This is a genomic window from Rahnella sp. PCH160 (assembly GCF_047784855.1).
Taxonomy (GTDB): domain Bacteria; phylum Pseudomonadota; class Gammaproteobacteria; order Enterobacterales; family Enterobacteriaceae; genus Rahnella.
The window spans coordinates 3,879,296-3,894,017 of the sequence record NZ_JBLOGT010000001.1; the positions used below are offsets into that span (position 1 = coordinate 3,879,296).

Annotated in this window: 25 protein-coding genes and 1 pseudogene; 9 read left to right on the forward strand and 17 right to left on the reverse strand. The window is 49.2% G+C overall.

Going from position 1 to position 14,722, the window contains the following annotated elements:
* Positions 1–3 precede the first annotated feature (3 nt).
* Positions 4–1,308 carry a terminase large subunit domain-containing protein gene (locus ACM5QY_RS17825; protein ID WP_416122032.1) on the reverse strand — a complete coding sequence of 435 codons (1,305 nt, stop codon included), beginning with the start codon at positions 1,306–1,308 and terminating at the stop codon, positions 4–6.
* Positions 1,286–2,260 (reverse strand): terminase small subunit, encoded by a 975-nt coding sequence (locus ACM5QY_RS17830; protein ID WP_416122033.1) that lies wholly within the window; start codon positions 2,258–2,260, stop codon positions 1,286–1,288. The genes ACM5QY_RS17825 and ACM5QY_RS17830 overlap by 23 nt, the downstream gene beginning before the upstream one ends.
* Before the next feature lie 121 nt (positions 2,261–2,381).
* Between ACM5QY_RS17830 and ACM5QY_RS17835 the strand changes: the two genes are divergently transcribed.
* From ACM5QY_RS17835 to ACM5QY_RS17845, 3 genes are read left to right on the forward strand one after another with little or no spacing between them, the layout of a single operon-like run.
* Positions 2,382–2,603 (forward strand): DUF2158 domain-containing protein, encoded by a 222-nt coding sequence (locus ACM5QY_RS17835; protein ID WP_416122034.1) that lies wholly within the window; start codon positions 2,382–2,384, stop codon positions 2,601–2,603.
* A complete protein-coding gene (locus ACM5QY_RS17840) occupies positions 2,603–2,869 on the forward strand; it encodes a DUF6953 family protein (protein WP_416122035.1) in 267 nt (88 codons plus the stop codon). Before ACM5QY_RS17835 ends, ACM5QY_RS17840 begins: the two co-directional genes overlap by 1 nt.
* Before the next feature lie 21 nt (positions 2,870–2,890).
* Complete coding sequence (locus ACM5QY_RS17845; RefSeq protein WP_416122036.1) at positions 2,891–3,175, forward strand: hypothetical protein; 285 nt, start codon at positions 2,891–2,893, stop codon at positions 3,173–3,175.
* A 40-nt stretch (positions 3,176–3,215) separates the two neighbouring features.
* On the opposite strand, the pseudogene ACM5QY_RS17850 reads toward ACM5QY_RS17845, so the two are convergent.
* From ACM5QY_RS17850 to ACM5QY_RS17870, 5 genes and pseudogenes are all read right to left on the reverse strand, one after another.
* Positions 3,216–3,331 (reverse strand): annotated as a pseudogene (locus tag ACM5QY_RS17850) (lysis system i-spanin subunit Rz); the annotation flags it as partial.
* A gap of 73 nt (positions 3,332–3,404) precedes the next feature.
* The gene (locus ACM5QY_RS17855) at positions 3,405–3,641 is read right to left on the reverse strand and encodes an Acb2/Tad1 domain-containing protein (RefSeq protein ID WP_152324080.1); all 237 of its coding nucleotides are present in this window, start codon (positions 3,639–3,641) and stop codon (positions 3,405–3,407) included.
* A 14-nt stretch (positions 3,642–3,655) separates the two neighbouring features.
* Positions 3,656–4,162 carry a lysis system i-spanin subunit Rz gene (locus tag ACM5QY_RS17860; protein WP_416122037.1) on the reverse strand — a complete coding sequence of 169 codons (507 nt, stop codon included), beginning with the start codon at positions 4,160–4,162 and terminating at the stop codon, positions 3,656–3,658.
* On the reverse strand, positions 4,155–4,652 hold the full coding sequence (locus ACM5QY_RS17865) for a lysozyme (protein WP_416122921.1): 498 nt from the start codon (positions 4,650–4,652) through the stop codon (positions 4,155–4,157). The genes ACM5QY_RS17860 and ACM5QY_RS17865 overlap by 8 nt, the downstream gene beginning before the upstream one ends.
* A 34-nt stretch (positions 4,653–4,686) precedes the next feature.
* Positions 4,687–4,956, reverse strand: a complete 270-nt coding sequence (locus ACM5QY_RS17870) for a phage holin family protein (RefSeq protein WP_013575116.1) — start codon at positions 4,954–4,956, stop codon at positions 4,687–4,689.
* A gap of 249 nt (positions 4,957–5,205) precedes the next feature.
* On the opposite strand from ACM5QY_RS17870, the gene ACM5QY_RS17875 reads away from it, so the two are divergent.
* Entirely contained in the window at positions 5,206–5,802 is a 597-nt protein-coding gene (locus ACM5QY_RS17875) for a hypothetical protein (protein ID WP_416122038.1), read from the forward strand.
* Between the two features lie 131 nt (positions 5,803–5,933).
* On the opposite strand, the gene ACM5QY_RS17880 is transcribed toward ACM5QY_RS17875, so the two are convergent.
* From ACM5QY_RS17880 to ACM5QY_RS17915, 8 genes are all read right to left on the reverse strand, one after another.
* A complete protein-coding gene (locus tag ACM5QY_RS17880) occupies positions 5,934–6,617 on the reverse strand; it encodes an antitermination protein Q (protein ID WP_416122039.1) in 684 nt (227 codons plus the stop codon).
* Positions 6,614–6,970 (reverse strand): RusA family crossover junction endodeoxyribonuclease, encoded by a 357-nt coding sequence (locus ACM5QY_RS17885; RefSeq protein ID WP_416122040.1) that lies wholly within the window; start codon positions 6,968–6,970, stop codon positions 6,614–6,616. Before ACM5QY_RS17885 ends, ACM5QY_RS17880 begins: the two co-directional genes overlap by 4 nt.
* Positions 6,952–7,440, reverse strand: coding sequence for a hypothetical protein (locus tag ACM5QY_RS17890; RefSeq protein ID WP_416122041.1), 489 nt, complete (start codon positions 7,438–7,440; stop codon positions 6,952–6,954). The genes ACM5QY_RS17885 and ACM5QY_RS17890 overlap by 19 nt, the downstream gene beginning before the upstream one ends.
* Complete coding sequence (locus ACM5QY_RS17895; protein ID WP_416122042.1) at positions 7,437–7,862, reverse strand: NinB/YbcN family protein; 426 nt, start codon at positions 7,860–7,862, stop codon at positions 7,437–7,439. Before ACM5QY_RS17895 ends, ACM5QY_RS17890 begins: the two co-directional genes overlap by 4 nt.
* Positions 7,862–9,253 carry a replicative DNA helicase gene (locus ACM5QY_RS17900; RefSeq protein WP_416122922.1) on the reverse strand — a complete coding sequence of 464 codons (1,392 nt, stop codon included), beginning with the start codon at positions 9,251–9,253 and terminating at the stop codon, positions 7,862–7,864. Before ACM5QY_RS17900 ends, ACM5QY_RS17895 begins: the two co-directional genes overlap by 1 nt.
* Positions 9,253–10,314, reverse strand: a complete 1,062-nt coding sequence (locus tag ACM5QY_RS17905; RefSeq protein ID WP_416122043.1) for a replication protein — start codon at positions 10,312–10,314, stop codon at positions 9,253–9,255. Before ACM5QY_RS17905 ends, ACM5QY_RS17900 begins: the two co-directional genes overlap by 1 nt.
* Positions 10,315–10,546: 232 nt before the next feature.
* Positions 10,547–11,044 carry a YmfL family putative regulatory protein gene (locus tag ACM5QY_RS17910; RefSeq protein ID WP_416122044.1) on the reverse strand — a complete coding sequence of 166 codons (498 nt, stop codon included), beginning with the start codon at positions 11,042–11,044 and terminating at the stop codon, positions 10,547–10,549.
* 63 nt (positions 11,045–11,107) lie between these two features.
* Positions 11,108–11,332: a helix-turn-helix domain-containing protein gene (locus ACM5QY_RS17915; protein ID WP_416122045.1), complete on the reverse strand. Its 225-nt coding sequence runs from the start codon at positions 11,330–11,332 to the stop codon at positions 11,108–11,110.
* Between the two features lie 84 nt (positions 11,333–11,416).
* Here ACM5QY_RS17915 and ACM5QY_RS17920 point away from each other — a divergent pair, with 84 nt between their 5' ends.
* The 3 genes from ACM5QY_RS17920 to ACM5QY_RS17930 all read left to right on the forward strand — a co-directional run bounded on the left by ACM5QY_RS17920 (position 11,417) and on the right by ACM5QY_RS17930 (position 13,208).
* Complete coding sequence (locus tag ACM5QY_RS17920; RefSeq protein WP_416122046.1) at positions 11,417–12,160, forward strand: S24 family peptidase; 744 nt, start codon at positions 11,417–11,419, stop codon at positions 12,158–12,160.
* A gap of 108 nt (positions 12,161–12,268) precedes the next feature.
* Positions 12,269–12,694 (forward strand): hypothetical protein, encoded by a 426-nt coding sequence (locus ACM5QY_RS17925; protein ID WP_416122047.1) that lies wholly within the window; start codon positions 12,269–12,271, stop codon positions 12,692–12,694.
* A 22-nt stretch (positions 12,695–12,716) separates the two neighbouring features.
* Positions 12,717–13,208, forward strand: coding sequence for a hypothetical protein (locus ACM5QY_RS17930; RefSeq protein WP_416122048.1), 492 nt, complete (start codon positions 12,717–12,719; stop codon positions 13,206–13,208).
* Positions 13,209–13,211: 3 nt separating this feature from the next.
* Here the strand turns inward: ACM5QY_RS17930 and ACM5QY_RS17935 are convergent, their stop codons facing one another.
* Positions 13,212–13,454, reverse strand: coding sequence for a hypothetical protein (locus ACM5QY_RS17935; RefSeq protein WP_416122049.1), 243 nt, complete (start codon positions 13,452–13,454; stop codon positions 13,212–13,214).
* A 489-nt stretch (positions 13,455–13,943) separates the two neighbouring features.
* On the opposite strand from ACM5QY_RS17935, the gene ACM5QY_RS17940 reads away from it, so the two are divergent.
* Positions 13,944–14,207: a hypothetical protein gene (locus ACM5QY_RS17940; RefSeq protein ID WP_416122050.1), complete on the forward strand. Its 264-nt coding sequence runs from the start codon at positions 13,944–13,946 to the stop codon at positions 14,205–14,207.
* Here ACM5QY_RS17940 and ACM5QY_RS17945 read toward each other — a convergent pair.
* The gene (locus tag ACM5QY_RS17945) at positions 14,185–14,409 is read right to left on the reverse strand and encodes a hypothetical protein (RefSeq protein ID WP_416122051.1); all 225 of its coding nucleotides are present in this window, start codon (positions 14,407–14,409) and stop codon (positions 14,185–14,187) included. The two genes, ACM5QY_RS17940 and ACM5QY_RS17945, sit on opposite strands and share 23 nt — an antisense overlap.
* Positions 14,410–14,419: 10 nt before the next feature.
* Here ACM5QY_RS17945 and ACM5QY_RS17950 point away from each other — a divergent pair, with 10 nt between their 5' ends.
* A complete protein-coding gene (locus ACM5QY_RS17950) occupies positions 14,420–14,626 on the forward strand; it encodes a hypothetical protein (protein WP_159281201.1) in 207 nt (68 codons plus the stop codon).
* The last annotated feature ends 96 nt before the right edge of the window (positions 14,627–14,722 follow it).

Below are 14,722 nucleotides of genomic sequence, written 5' to 3' on the forward strand. Positions count from 1 at the left end.
GGTTTACATCCGTAGTGGGGTGGCTCTGCCCTGCGGCTTGATGATCGGGAAATCCTTCACGATGAAATAACCGCCTGCGTCGTTTGGGTGGTCGTTATCCGCCTTCTTGTCCGGCTCGCCGTTCTTATCCCATACCTGTTGCTCCAGGCTTTCGGTATAGACCGGACAACGCTGTACATTCACCAGATAGCGGCGTTCGCCCAGCGCATTACAGAACATGGCGTTCATCGAGTTGATGCGGTCTTTAACTAGTGGGTTGGATGGGTTAACCAACACGCTGAATCCCGCCTGCTTCAGCTGCGCGATATCGGTCGCGCTGGCATTGTTTGATTTGCGGCTGTCCCCGGAGGCGTCGGGATAAATATAAATCTGGCGGCTGGCCACGTACCGACCGCCTTCGTAGCGCCAAAATTCCTCCTGAATACGCTTAATCATCGCGGGGGTATCGTAGACCTTTGTCAGTTCACGAACAGCGCGCGGCTGCCCATCACGTTTGACGTGAACGATGGCAGCCATCTTGCCTACGTTGAAATCCATACCGATAAAAAGTGGTTCTCCTGGCTGCTCTTCATCTGCGCAGTTGTTCTTCTGTCGATTGAACTGATGGTAAATGGTGCCACTTGCCAGGTTGGTGAACTGCCCGCGTAGGTAAGCTTTGATCAGCTCTTCCGGGTAGGAGCCCAACAGCGAAGAAATGTAGTCCGGCGGCAAGTTCTTCGCATTGTCGAATGTACTGGCCTGCGTCAGTCCGTACAGTGTGGAAAGTTCCGGCTTATCGCGCACCGCCTTCACGAACTGCTGATAAACGAACTTGAAGCCCTCAGGCGTCGTCGTCACATCAATGCCGTTTCGCAGATTGGGCACGTTATAGCGCATACGAGCGATGATTTTACGCCACGCCTGCTGAGCTTTAGCCGCGGGCATGACGTCCAGTTCATCCACCAGCGCATTACCAATTTTAAAACCGACAATCGTGGCGGGCTTCTCCATTGAGCGGCAAATAGTGGTACCGCGATACATCCGGCCTTCGTAGAAGTGAACCTCTTTGTTGCTCTCATTGATCTTGACGTTCAGACCCCAGTCGAAAGCGACCTCTTCAACCGTCGGATAGAAAATGTCGCGGATCTGAGGATAAGTCGGCGCGAAATATCCCTGGTTGATTTTTGGGAATTCCCAAAAACCTTTGCAGATACCGCCGCAGCCTACCCACGTTTTGCCGCTGCCGAACCCAGCAACGTATGCTTTGAACTTATGCGGCATGGCGAGAAAGCGCGCCTGAGGGATGTTAAGCGTCGGACTGATCGCCATCTTTAACCCTCGCGTCTACAGCATTAATGATGATTTGAACCGGTGTTGGCTCAGTTCCTTCGTTCTTCTCATCCTGACGCGCACGCTGGTTCTCGATCCTCCTGGCCTCGATATCCAGCTCCTGCAGCTGCTTCGCCGCGGGGCTATCAAACAGGCCGAGATGCTTCGCGACGTTCTCCAGCATGCGGCCACGATCGGCAATCAGCACCTGAATGCCGTCTTTAGTCACCTTCACGCCGTCATAAGCCATGCGCGCAGCCGGTGAAAGCCGACGTGAATCATGGATGTGTACCGCGCCAGTGCCGTCACCGTTACATTGAGGGCATTCGGGATGCGGCGGACGTTTCTCGCGAAAGCCAAAACCACCGGCAACATCAGGCTCCGGCTTTTTATCGATGAGTGCCTGGCCGCGAGCTCGTCCATATTCCTCTTCCGTCCACTGGTAACCGTGAAGCTTTCCCCAGCAGTAACGGCAGCAATAGCGCCGATATTCGACCAGCTCGTTCACGTCAACAGTCGCCATGTTCCACATCCGGGCAACAATTTGGTCGGCGGTTATCAGCTGGCGCTCCGCGATTGCGCGCAGTTGGCGATTGATAGCCTGCGCAATATGATCTTTCCTGATCAGCTGCGGACCGGTCGATGAGTCGGAATAGCCAGCGCGTAAAGCTGCCTGAGACGCGTTCTTATCTTTAAGATATTCAATGACAAAGGCAGCTTGCATCGGTGTGAAACCGTCGTCGTCAATCAGTTCGTCTATGCTCGACACAACGGCTTCGCTGCGCACATTGCGCACTTTCTTCTGCGCAGTTTTTTGCGCATCTGTAGCGGATGGTTTTTTGACGTAGCGGCGCGCCGTGGCGTAGTTGATGCCCTGCGCCTCACACCAGTCTTTGGGGATATGTTCGTTATGGCATGGTCGGCGAGGAAATGTTTCTGAATGGCCCCCCAATCCGGTTTTGCCATATTCATTCCTAGTTTACGGTCATATTTTTGATATTCATTGCAGCCAGAGATTGATTTACATCTTCTCAATCCCCATTGAAATAGCCCACACACAATGAGGTTATAAAATGAGCGCAATAAAATGGGTTGGGGAAAAGCCTAAATTTGATGTTGGTAGTAAGGTTCAACTGAACGCAGGAGGCCCAGTAATGAGCGTGTTCTCTTTAGATCGGAGTCGTGTATCTGGAGGCGAATATCAATTCAATGGTTTTTATACTTGCCAGTGGTTTGCAGGCAAAAAACTGGAAGAAGGCAGATTCCGCGAACCTTCGCTTATTGAGGTAAAATAGTGACCGCATCAGAAATTGCCGACTGGATGCAGGCAAAATTAGCTCTTGAAAGCTGCCTGTATCAAGAAGATGTAGTTGACCACCTGGTAAGGCTAGATCGAGAAGATTTTTTAGTAGACAACTCAGATGGCAACCTATCTTTAGCCAAAAATGTTCTTGCCGCATTTAGGAAGCTAAACGAAGAAAATGTCGTATGGGTCAAATCTGGTAAGTACTGGCGATACCGCGTTGCAGAAGACGAGCCTGGCCGCGAAGCGCGCGGTTAATAGTTATAAAAAGGAAAAGGTATGAGCATAGAGTCAATGATTGCAGCCCAAGATTGCCGTAGTTATTTAGATATTTCCACTGATGTGGTATCAACCCTTACAGGCTATGTGAAAGGCATTGAGCACACTATAACGATCACCATTGACCATAACAAAGTCGAATTTGGTTTCGATAAACCCATCGGCGATTTCCAGTATTTCAACACTGACTGGCAGGAGATGGAATGGGATGAAGAGGAAAAAGTATTAAAGATCAGTAACGGAAAACCAAAATATTCGTTTGGCGTAATGTTCCCGGAACAATAACCATCTTCTAATCGCAGAGCCCTTATTTTGGGCTCTTTATCTACTTTTTTAAGCACTGCTCACGCACATACGCCTGTAGCCCAGAATCACTTTCCCGCTGGTTTCGATTCGCTCTCTGAGGGTGAAATAATCCCGTTGAGCGGCGTCAGTAAGTTGACCATATTCACCATTAACCACACGGCTCAGCCATCATTATCGCAGGCCCTCAGTGAATGCCTGCTGTAATGCCTTAGCAGTCGCCGTCTGGCTGCGCCACAGCTCGGCACGCAGCCATGCATGCAGTCTGCATATCCGTTTTGGCGATCGCCAGCCACCGCGGGTCCGCTCCATCACTGCGCAGCCTTTCAAGGTGCGAGACAAATTGGCGGCTAAGCGCCTTCAATGAGTTCATATCAGCAATATCTTGCTCGGATAGGGTTCGATAGCCTTTGACCGTGCTGCCGTCTTGAGGTTTCGCTTCGCTCATCAATCATTCCTTCATCAGTTAATTTTGCAACGCTTCTGGACTTCAGCGGCATAGCCCTGAAGGTATTGGATTACTTGGTCGTCTCTACTGGTTGACTCTCTGAGACTGAGAACAGCTGATCCACCTGCTGGCGAGAGGTCGATTTGTACTGCATCGCCCAGGATGCCGGTGCCGGAAGTGCTGTTCCCGACGAGCTGACAGGTAGCAAGGTTTGCCGCGGCGATCCGCACCCGGCGAGTACCAGCAGCAACATCAGAGCGCAATTTCTCATTCTTGACCTGTTCATCTGCCATTTCCTTCGTGTGCTTAGCATCCAGCGCTGTCAGCGCGGCCTGTGCCGCTTCGGTACGCTTCTGCTGGTTGGTCAGGTCAATCACGGCCTGATCGCTTTGTTTCTTCAGCGCGGCAGTGTGGTCTTCATTCAGCTTGGAGACATTAGCGTCCCAGCGCAGCCCTTCAACCCACCAGGAAAGAGCAGCGCCAGCCACGAAGGCCAGCACAATCGGTAAATTGTTATTCATCGAGCCCCCAGCAGGTCAGTTCGCTTTCCTGATCACGCCTGATGACCTGTCCAGCGCAGTTATTGGAGCGAATACGGCAGTCTTTACCTCCGTCCCAAATCCAGCGTTTTATCTCAGCGCATGCCCCTAATCGGTTCCCAGCGTTAAGTTTTCGGTAGAACGTGGAGGTGAAGCATTTTCCGGGGCCGATATTCCACGGGCAGAATGAAGCAATGCCGACTTTTTGCGGCTCGGTCAAAGGAACGTGAACATTCTTCTCAACCCAATCCAGCGCTTTGGCCTGCTCTGCTTTATCGATGGTTTCGCACTGCATCCGGGTTAATTTCATGCCCTTGACCACAGGCTTTCCATTCACAGAGGTAACGCCACCGCAGATAGTCCAGACGCCGCCCTGATCCTGATAGGCAATCAGGCTGGTGCCTTCTTTCTCTTTCTGAAACTGCTCCATCAGCACTGGTGCAGAAGCGCCAGCAGCGATCAGCGCCAGCATGGCGGCACTGAGTTTCGTTTTAAGGTTTGCCACTTCAGACCTCGCTGGTTTTCTGCGCGAGCTCGTTAACAACCTGGGCGGTTGCTGATGGATTTTTTGCATCTACCTTGTCGGCGATTTCCTGAAGAATCCGGGTGCGCTTCATCTGTTCGCGACGATTCAGGAAGTACGTCAAAGCAGTAAAGAGCGCCCCGATCAGCACGCCAGCGATAAAGCCCCAATCCTGAAGGGATAAGCTTGCAAAGAAGGCCGTAATTCCAGCACCACCGTATGTAGCGTTACTGTATTTTTCGTCCATTTTCATAGTCTCCCCCTCCGGTCATCCGGTTGGGTGCGTAGTCGAGAGGGGTTTAGCGGCTCAGTCCGTTTGCGAAAGGATGAATGGTTAGCTGATTGACTGGCCGCCAAAACGAGAAAAGGCCGCAAAATTGGCAGCCTTAGAGAAGTTTGTAATTAGTTAAAAAAGATGTTGAATATCGAATAGGCACAGAAAGTGATTTAGTCACAAATTCGAGGTATTTTGTCCACTTAGGTTTTAATAAAGGATGTTTAAATGAGCCAAAATGATATTTTAGATAAAATAATCTATGAAGTAACTGAATTTAAAGATAAAGGTAACACTCATGTCAGCATTGACAGCTTAATAAAACACCTTGAAACCGCAAAAGAACAATCCCCGCAAAATCATGATTTTTCTTTGGAGACGTTCAAAGCTCAACAACAAATAAATATTGAAGTACTTAAAATTAACGAAGCTATCCGCCTTGAGTCATTCAAATCAACCATTACCATAGGAATAAATGCGGCAAAAAGTTGCATGCTCATAAACGGAGGTGCTTCGGTAGCTTTGCTGGCTTTTATTGGGAATATCTGGAGTAAAGGCTCACTGGATATGGCAGCACTTTTAGTTTCAAAAGGATTGCTAATGTTCTGTATTGGAGTCTTTTTAGCTGCAGGCTGTTCTGGGTTTACCTATTTAGCACAATCATGTTTTACAAGAAGCTCCCTTGGAACAATGAAGAAATGGCAGATAACTGGACATTCACTAAATTTCATAGCCATAGTTGCGGGGTTTCTCTCATTAGCAGCTTTTGGAGCAGGTTCGTACCAGACATATCTCTCAATGGTGTCGCAATTTACAAGTCATTAACACGCAAAAGCCCCGGCGAGTGCCGAGGCTCAAAATCTTTGGGGTATTGAAATCCCATCATTGCGAGGAATCTATTACACTTTTGGCAAGAATGCAAATAACGCGTCGCTAAAATTAACGATAAGTTGAAATTATGCCGCCATCGTATCGTTGCGCGTTATTTTCATAAACTGCGCGTCTGCCTGCGATTCCTCAGCCTCGCAGCGACTCAGCAGTTCATCGTACAAAGGTTTCCAATTAAGGGACCAGGTACGCTGAGGCAGCTCAGGCAACAACGCATTTATCGCCCGGTAAGCGCGTGAGGATGGGGAAGCTTTCAAACCACTACCGTGACAACGCGGACATTCACGCTCCTCTGGCTCACTAAATTGCCCTTCGGCCAGGCCCATCAAAGCATAATCGCAAACGACTCCCCCGCCGTTCGCCAGCGCTATCGCTGCAACTTTTCGACGGCCTTTACACTGCGGGCAGCGCACATGAGGATCATCTGCGGTTCGGCAATAAACCTCCACCGCCTGACCACAGAGAATCAGCATGGCCTTTGCCATTCGTCGACCAGCAACTTTGCCGATGGTCACTGGCGCTATCTTCATGGCGATCTGCGCCAGCAGTTTCACGGCTTTATCCCTGCTCTGCCGGTCTTTCATGTGTTTTGCGAAGAACAGAGCGAATCCCAGTTCAGCGCGCGCCTGCGCCATACCCAGAGCAGCCATCACATCGGTACCGGTCAGGGCAGCAGATGCTGTCGCGCGCGATGAGTCACTGATCATCAGGCATTTCGGTGAAAAATGCTTAATAGCTGCTTCGAGATTCATGCTGTTTCTCCAATAATTATCTGACCGGTTTCACCCCAGACCTTAGAGACGCGACCGTCCCAGATCCGGCAGTCATCTTCAAAAATTGCATCGAGCAATGCTTTTTCCAGATTGTCTTTATCCGGCTTTTGCTGGTGTGGCTTACCGGACATTTCCACTTTTTTCTTTTTGCTCCAGCTTGCTGGCATTGGCAAAACAAACGTGACGTGCCAGCCGCAATCAGGCAGGGAAATGCGGTTAAGCCGCACTTCGTCACAGAACGCGCGATAACGCAGCACAGGCGGGCGCTGTTTCCAGCGGTCTCGTTGCGTTTGCCTCGGCTTTGGTATCGGAGTTATTGCATAGGTTCGCATATGGTCGCGTCCTTTAATTTTCTGCCTTTGCGGATACTGCTTCTTACAGAGTCTGGTTTTTGGCCGGTCAGTCGCGCGTACTGTGTTGCTGTCATCTTCTCGCCCATGTAATTGACGAACACATTGCTTCTTTTATTGCTCTGCTGCTTAATCAGCGAAATCCATTGCACGTTCCCGGGCTCGTAATCGCCGTCAGGGTTAATCCGGTCAATGCTATTCCCATCAGGGCGAGGGCCTAAATCTGCAAAAAAGTTTTCAAAGCTCATCCACCGTTCACAGACTTTGATTCCTCTGCCACCGTAGTTCGGATATGAATCTCTGTTGGGGTTCAGGCAGCGCGCTTTCATATCAACCCAAGTGCGATATTCAGCGGTGTTTTTCATTCCATGCTTCGGCTTAAAACGACCATTGCCGCCCATCGTCTGCAGGCATGCATCCGACAATACCCTGCCTCTATTGTCGATTTTCATAATCCTTCCTGCTGATTTCTAAGTTGCTGGTATTCGCAGCGCGCCGGAATGGTCAGGCGAAAGCCACGTTGGCACGCCCACGTATTGAGCTGATCGAGATAAATCGTCATTTCCCCTGTGTCGAGCAGTTTGGTCGATTTCACGTAGCGCGTTTCACCCATGACAGTGATCGCCTTCGCCGGGCAATAAATCTCTTTCAGGTATTCGTGCATCTGCTCATCGGAGAGATTGCCTTTTCCTGTTTTGGCGAGCTGCCCGGCGATTTCGCCGCTCCATTTCCATAGCAGCGAGTTCTGGCTGATTGAGCGCTTTTCTTTCCACTCTTTGATGCTGACGCGGTAGCGCTTGCCAGATGCGACCAGCTCTTTCAGTACCGGCCAGAGCTGCGCTTTTGTGGTTTCGTGCAGGCAGAAATCATCCATCAAAAATCCGCCTTCCCATAACGGCGGCCTGCAGCAGCTGGCGCTGACTGGCGCTGTTTGCACATCTCGGCGGCATGCGCCTGATCTGTGGGCTTGAAGTGGCCGTTTTTGAACTGCTGGTAAACCGTTCCGAGCTCACCAAACCGGTTCTTGGTAACGATGATCTCAGCGAACGGCGCGGCAGGGCTTTCCGGGTCATACACGCCTTCGCGATACAGCATATAAATCCCGTCGGCATCCTGCTCAATGCTCCCGCCGTCGCGCAGGTCTGAGTTAACGGGCCGCTTCTGGCCTTTCGGGCGCTTCTCCACGTCGCGTGATAGTTGGCTGAGAGACATCACTGGCGTTTTCAGGTCTTTCGCCATGCGCTTCATCCCGCCGGAAATATGGGCAATTGCCAGATCATTTCGTTCGGCACGCGGTTTCTCGATCAAGCCGAGGTAATCGCACAGGATCAGGGATAGGTTCGGGTGCTTGCGTTTGTGGCGTTCAGAAATCGCCCGGATCTGCTCAATGGTCAGTTTCGACGCATCAACCACCCACACCTGCAGGCCAGACAGACGCTTAATGCCCATCGATACGCGCGCCCAGTCCTCATCGTCCATCCGTGAAGGCTTGCGTAATGAGGAAACAGGCATATTCGCAGCGCCAGCCAGCTGGCGTTCTATGACCTGTTGCGCGCTCATTTCCATGCTGAAAATCAGCACGCCGCGGGGCATGGTCTCCTCACCGATCCGGATGGTGCTTTCCGCTACGCCTTCGGCCACGGTCAGGGCAAATTCGGTTTTGCCCATGCCAGGGCGCGCAGCAACGATGATCAGATCTTCGTTGTTCAGGCCGCCGGTAATTTCATCCAGCTCAGGAATGCCGGTTTTCAACGTGTCCGATTCCTCGCCGTTCAGGAGGCGATGCTCGAGCAATTCGGCATATGAGCCCATCAGCTCATCGATGTGAACGGGCTGCACCTCATCTGTCGGCCGGTTGATGCTCATAACCTGGCTGACAAACTCCTGAATGGTGTCGATTGCCCGCTCATGGTTGTTCGCGCCGGTGATTTGGTCGTAATAGTTTTCCATCAGTTGGGAGAACTGGCGGATCTGGGAAAACTCTCCGACGATGCGGGCATAGCCTTTCAGGTTCGCCGCTGACGGACACTGGCGCATAGTTTCCATGACGTTAGCGAACTGGTCATTACCCATTGCCTCAGCCACCAGCAGGCTGTCGATCAAGCCGCGATTGTTGGCTTGACGCTTAATTTCCTTGAACGTTTCTCGGTAAAACGGCACTGAGAAAGCCTCATGGCTGAGAGTGGCCAGCACATCCGCCGCGTCTGGGGTATAGCCGTTCAGCAGCAGGCCGCCGATCACGCTTGCCTCGATATCCGTATTAATCACAGTGTTCCCTCCCGTACTTTGCGCAGCGTCTCTGGCTTCATCAGGTAATCAAAATGGGCGCGAAAACCGGTTCCGTCCGCGCCGCCGTAATGGAATTCGCGCGCATTTGCCAGAAATGCAGCGAAATATGCCCTGAATCCCTGAGGTGTTTTTTTAGCGAGGTAACCAGCCAGTTCACGAATAGCAATTTCACGGTCGGGATAAAGCTCTGCTGGTGCCAGATGACCCGATGTAACTTCGTTGTAGGCATCGATGACAGCCTGACAGTCGATATCGACAAAGGTTTTCTGCCACTGCGTGGCGTCAGACAGGTAGCCATCAAACCTGCCCACACGGCAGATATTGGCAGGCTTAGCCACGGTGTTATTTCGGCGCTTCCACGTCATCACCACCCAGCGAACGACTAACTGCAGGTCTTGCAGGGTATAGGCGCTGCGGGACTTGGCTTCTGTCAGAAGCACTGCGAATGGTTCTGCAGAACGGCAACTGCCTTGGGTGATCTCGTTGTAATACTCGAGAGCCTGTTTTGCTTCTGCCAGAACTTGTTCTGAAAATTCCTTCCCGGTTTCCCCCTTGGGGGCTTTAGGGGGATCTGTTTTTAATGTCTTTGGAATAATGTCTATGGTGTCCCCCTGTTTTGAGGGATAGGACTCCCCTAAATTGAGGGATTTTTTATCCCCTGATTTGAGGGATAATCCCTCGTTTTGAGGGAGCACCCATTCGGACACGTTTTTGTTGATACCAATCATCTGGCCTACCGCAGATAAAACGTTCATTTTCAGTAATTGCACACGCGTTTCACTCACGCGTTTGACAGGCAACTTTGCAATCTCAGAAAGCTGAGAGTTAGCTATCCGGTCACGGGGTTTATTCCAGCCGTATGTCAGCCTGATCACAGCCAGCAGAACCTTAAACTGACGCTTAGTGAAATCTGCACCTGCCAGCTCCTCCAGTATCATTGTTGCCAGCCGTGTATACCCATCATCAAGATCGGCCACGCGACACTCCTCCCGCACTGTTGCTGCGCGGAATTGAATAATTTCAGCGGTGCTACTCATCCGTTTTTTCCTCATGCTGCGCCTGCACCTTGCGCCATTCAGACGCAAAGCGTTTTTGAAATGCCTTGGGCGCCGCACCAATAGGATCGGCAGGCCGAACGAAGTCGTAGCGGGTAAATTCTCGGGGTTGCGCTGGGCGCTTGTTTTTGTGCATAATGGATAAAATCTCAGTGGTTTTTATAGAAGTGATGGCCGTACTGTTCCCGCAGTGCGGCTTTTCTTTTTGCAGCGTTCACACGTCACCGCCTGGCTTATGGAACAGCGCCAGCGAATGCTCTTGGAAAGCTGTAATACTGCTTATCAGCACGTTGCCTTCCGACATAAAGCGCTTTTTCTCCGAGTCATCGATCACGCCATCGGCTGTAATCTCGTCATACGTTTCCGCCAGCTTACCCATGCGCACGGCCATTTCGCGGAACATGCGTCCAAGTTCGATATCATCCAGCTCGTCCAAGTTAGGATTTGGCACAAAGCTGCCGCCGCTGCGGAATGCGATTTCATGCGCCAGCCTTGGATTACCGGCAGCTTTCTGCAGAACCATGGCGAAACCGAGAGGCATCACCTGCCCTTTCAGCTCCTTCAGGCGGTTGTAAACACCGTCCTCTGTCGTTTTCAGCCACTTCGCCGCTTCGAAATATCCACCAGGTAAATCTGTGATCAGATCCCGGCAAACATCGACATACCAATCGGGCTGTTTTTCGACGAGCCAGTCGGGGGCTTTCTTGTCCACTGTCAAACGCTCCTGATCGTGGTTAAATGAAATGCTTAAATCCTTTAAAATCAGATTATTGAATTAAACCTTATCTGGATTCGCCGCGCCTAATAACCACTCAGCTGTAAATTGTCCTTTTGCTGCATCAGCTAAGAGACCGGCGTAGTTAGTCTTTTTTGTATATTCAGTTCGGGGAAGGCGGCCTTTTGCATACCACTTATGGACAGCTACCACTGAGAGCCCACAGATCTTGGCAGCTGCCGTTTGCCCACCAACTGCATTAACTGCAATTTGTACTGGGTTCATAGTTGTTCCTTGTTAGCTAAATTAACTACGAGTTAAGAATACATCTTAACTGAAAGTTATGTCAATTCTTTGGATACTTAACGAATGGTTAAAAGCGAAGATTTAAAAGAAGAGTTCTCTAAAAGGCTTAACGCTGCATGTTTAGATGCTGGCGTGGCAGGCCGTGGACTGCCGGGCCGCGTCAAAAAAGCGTTAGGCAAACAGGGAATCAGCATCTCAGAACCGGGTATATGGAAGTGGTTTAATTCAGCCGCTATACCTGACTCGACAAACATCCTTGCGCTGAGCCGCTGGCTTAACGTCAGAACGGAGTGGTTGGAATACGGGAGAGGGGAAATGCGAGATAATGGACAGAATGCGCCAGCATTAGTTGATCCCAAGTCCGGCGCTGATTTCTACCGGGTTGATGTTCTCGATGTACAAGCCAGCGCAGGCCACGGTTACCTTGTATCAACAGAATTCATTGAAACGATCCGGGCTATTGAATACTCCAATGAGCAGGCACGATCCCTCTTTGGTAACCGCCCAGCACATACCGTAAAAGTGATAACCGTCCGCGGCGACAGCATGGAAGGCACTATCAATCCGGGTGATGATATTTTCGTCGATATGGCCGTGACGCAGTTTGATGGCGATGGCGTTTATGTTTTTGTGTTCGGAAAAACTCTCCACGTTAAACGCCTGCAGATGCAGAGAAACCGACTTTGCGTTCTGTCTGACAATCCGGCTTACAAGGAGTGGTTTATTGAAGATGGTGACGAGGATCAGTTCTTCGTGATGGCTAAAGTTTTGTTACGCCAATCTATAGATTACAAACGGTTTGGTTAGCAGTCTTACATTCGATAATCCACTACCCTGCTAGTCTTAGCTTTAAAGTCAGATAAAGAGATAAAACGAATTTTGAGAACATCAATTAGGGTCTCATAAGGATTATAAATGGATAGATTTGAAAGAATTAGCTTTGTTATTCCATTCGACGATCAAAATGAGTTGATACAGCCGAAGACAAAGTTCTCAGTTGGGATCTTTCCTTCAGAAATAACTCTTAATACCCGTGTTGGATTTGTTGGTTTAATGCCGCTATATAAATACAACATTAAAATGTTCATCCAAGCTATTCATATTACTATAAAAAAAGGTGAAGAAGCTCAGCTATTGAATCCATTTACAGAACTTGCGTCAGTAGAAATCAACACTAAAGGGACAATTCTTGGTGGTGAGATTGATGGGCAAGTTGTAGTTAAGCTCGAAAAACTTAACATTCCAGCAAAGGGAATTTATCAAATAAGATGTGAAATCATGGATTCGAAAGATACTGAATTAGCGCTCCACACTAATGTGAGTTTTTTCTCTGTTGACTAGTTATTATCGGTAGATCAAACACATGCAAGAACAAAATATTACAGCCGGTGAGCCCAAAAGAAGCACATTTAAGGTCGTTGGTGGCACAGATTCTGGAATAAGTATAAGCTATGAGAATGATCCTGAAACCAACTTATCGGAGGCTCAAATGAGTGATATGACAAGAAATGAGCTTCAAGCGCACCTGAAAGCAAGCAAATCAGAGGTTGAATCTGTTGCTTCATCTATGCGCACAGAAATGGCAAATTTTAGGACTTCTTATACGGAGTCATTTAAAGATATATCAATATCTTTAAATAATATCAGTGCAAAATCAGATGCTACTGAAAAGAGACTTACACAGGCTCAGTGGATCATATCTTTGGTCATTAGTGTTTGTGCGGTTATGCTTTCTATTGTAATATTTTTTTCAAATAAAAGTGCTAACAAACCCGCTCCACCTCAACAGCCAAATGTTGTTGTGAATACAATCCCACAAACTAGTACCCCACCAGCTATTACGCCTGAAAAATAATAATCAGTCGGCTTCATAGCCGGCTTGGTCGACTATATCACTATCCTTCCCTGGTAAACTAAGCACATCTATAGCCAACTCCGCAGCCAAGTCAAAATCATCATCCTGATAAAGCACCTGAATCATTTCAACCAATGCCTCTCTTGTTAACTCCCTCTCTTCGACCAATAGCTGCATAAGAGCCGTACCCAGAACTTTCACCACATACGGATGTGCTTGCTGGAAAAAATCATCTGCATCAGACATATCAACCTCCGCTGAAATTTCATCCAAATTAACACATCCCCGCACAGCTTCATGCTGGAGTTTTCAATCTCCATGCTCTCAATAAAAAATAAATTCACTTTCAGTTCAATTAGATAATTTTAATTGATAGCTAAATTAACCATTGGTTATTGACTAAAATTAACCAACAGCTAATAATCACTCCATCGACACGGCAGGACGCCAACTAAGCAGCACGCGATGAGGTGAGCGATGCAATCACTTCCGGCCCCGAAAGGGATCGACCGATAAGTAGCTCTTTAAGGGGAAGAAATATTTTCCTCTCGCACGATCAGTTTCGACAATGACGGTGCGGGAGGTTACGAAGAAAGAGGAGCCAGCCTCTGTTGAATCTGGCGATTTACCGGAGGATTTCATCATGGACAAGTAAAGCGGACAGACCGCAATTTCCGACCACCCAGCGCCAGCGAGCGCCGGTAAGTGTTCGAGTTCCAGATAGGCGAGTTACGGATGGAAATGCAGCGTGAAGCGTCCGGTACTTTGGGTTCGCGCCCCATTAACGCATCAGTGAGCGATAAACGTAAAAGTGAAGTGGCTTTACCACTGCCCCTGTCATCCGGGGCTTTGGCAAGACCACTGAATGAGGATCACGGCATGAGCAGCTACGAAGAGTATTTCGACAGTTTGAAAGAAGGTGAAGAGGCGATGAGCAAAGCGGAATACGACGAGTGCTTATCACCCCAAGGTAATCTTAAAGCGTCCCGTCATTTTTGAGGGCTCGCAGCTTGAGCAACTTTTGCTTTTTCTCTTCCAGCCCTTCTGCAGTATCAGCCATTGCAATCACGTAGTAATCGCTAGACAGCTCTTTGGTAAATGCATCCATGTTCTTCATAACCATTCCCGACATGGTATCTACGAGATAACCATCTTGAGATTTACTGTGCAGCAGCACTAAAAAGTCACCTTTAATTTCCATCGAGGTTTCCATGTACGAAGTGAAAAATTTAACCGTCCTATTTCTTGAAGACGACGATTTCCAGAATCCCAATCTTACGATCGGGGACGGAGCTTTAAAAGATGAAGTCGACAAGGCGTCACTTCATGCAGAGGTCATCATTTACAAAAACGTCATGATCAAAAACCGATTCGGTAATGCAGCGAAATATCCGTTCACACCATCCTTACCGCAATAAACTACAGAGTTACAGCCCGGAGTACCGCAGCATTTGATTGGGCTTAAAAGTAAAGGCGGTGGATAGCTGGGCATCATCCCAGCACACAACTGAAAG

Bases quoted from the DNA above. Each gene is read 5' to 3' on its own strand.
- ACM5QY_RS17935 (WP_416122049.1), bottom strand. From the start codon at position 13,454: ATGTCTGATGCAGATGATTTTTTCCAGCAAGCACATCCGTATGTGGTG.
- ACM5QY_RS17865 (WP_416122921.1), bottom strand. From the start codon at position 4,652: ATGCTGGCGCTGATCGCTGCTGGCGCTTCTGCACCAGTGCTGATGGAG.
- ACM5QY_RS17875 (WP_416122038.1), top strand. From the start codon at position 5,206: ATGAGCCAAAATGATATTTTAGATAAAATAATCTATGAAGTAACTGAA.
- ACM5QY_RS17920 (WP_416122046.1), top strand. From the start codon at position 11,417: ATGGTTAAAAGCGAAGATTTAAAAGAAGAGTTCTCTAAAAGGCTTAAC.
- ACM5QY_RS17890 (WP_416122041.1), bottom strand. From the start codon at position 7,440: ATGAAAATCGACAATAGAGGCAGGGTATTGTCGGATGCATGCCTGCAG.
- ACM5QY_RS17845 (WP_416122036.1), top strand. From the start codon at position 2,891: ATGAGCATAGAGTCAATGATTGCAGCCCAAGATTGCCGTAGTTATTTA.
- ACM5QY_RS17930 (WP_416122048.1), top strand. From the start codon at position 12,717: ATGCAAGAACAAAATATTACAGCCGGTGAGCCCAAAAGAAGCACATTT.
- ACM5QY_RS17860 (WP_416122037.1), bottom strand. From the start codon at position 4,162: ATGAATAACAATTTACCGATTGTGCTGGCCTTCGTGGCTGGCGCTGCT.
- ACM5QY_RS17835 (WP_416122034.1), top strand. From the start codon at position 2,382: ATGAGCGCAATAAAATGGGTTGGGGAAAAGCCTAAATTTGATGTTGGT.
- ACM5QY_RS17905 (WP_416122043.1), bottom strand. From the start codon at position 10,314: ATGAGTAGCACCGCTGAAATTATTCAATTCCGCGCAGCAACAGTGCGG.
- ACM5QY_RS17950 (WP_159281201.1), top strand. From the start codon at position 14,420: ATGTACGAAGTGAAAAATTTAACCGTCCTATTTCTTGAAGACGACGAT.
- ACM5QY_RS17870 (WP_013575116.1), bottom strand. From the start codon at position 4,956: ATGAAAATGGACGAAAAATACAGTAACGCTACATACGGTGGTGCTGGA.
- ACM5QY_RS17940 (WP_416122050.1), top strand. From the start codon at position 13,944: ATGGAAATGCAGCGTGAAGCGTCCGGTACTTTGGGTTCGCGCCCCATT.
- ACM5QY_RS17880 (WP_416122039.1), bottom strand. From the start codon at position 6,617: ATGAATCTCGAAGCAGCTATTAAGCATTTTTCACCGAAATGCCTGATG.
- ACM5QY_RS17915 (WP_416122045.1), bottom strand. From the start codon at position 11,332: ATGAACCCAGTACAAATTGCAGTTAATGCAGTTGGTGGGCAAACGGCA.
- ACM5QY_RS17945 (WP_416122051.1), bottom strand. From the start codon at position 14,409: ATGGAAATTAAAGGTGACTTTTTAGTGCTGCTGCACAGTAAATCTCAA.
- ACM5QY_RS17885 (WP_416122040.1), bottom strand. From the start codon at position 6,970: ATGCGAACCTATGCAATAACTCCGATACCAAAGCCGAGGCAAACGCAA.
- ACM5QY_RS17895 (WP_416122042.1), bottom strand. From the start codon at position 7,862: ATGGATGATTTCTGCCTGCACGAAACCACAAAAGCGCAGCTCTGGCCG.
- ACM5QY_RS17855 (WP_152324080.1), bottom strand. From the start codon at position 3,641: ATGAGCGAAGCGAAACCTCAAGACGGCAGCACGGTCAAAGGCTATCGA.
- ACM5QY_RS17925 (WP_416122047.1), top strand. From the start codon at position 12,269: ATGGATAGATTTGAAAGAATTAGCTTTGTTATTCCATTCGACGATCAA.
- ACM5QY_RS17825 (WP_416122032.1), bottom strand. From the start codon at position 1,308: ATGGCGATCAGTCCGACGCTTAACATCCCTCAGGCGCGCTTTCTCGCC.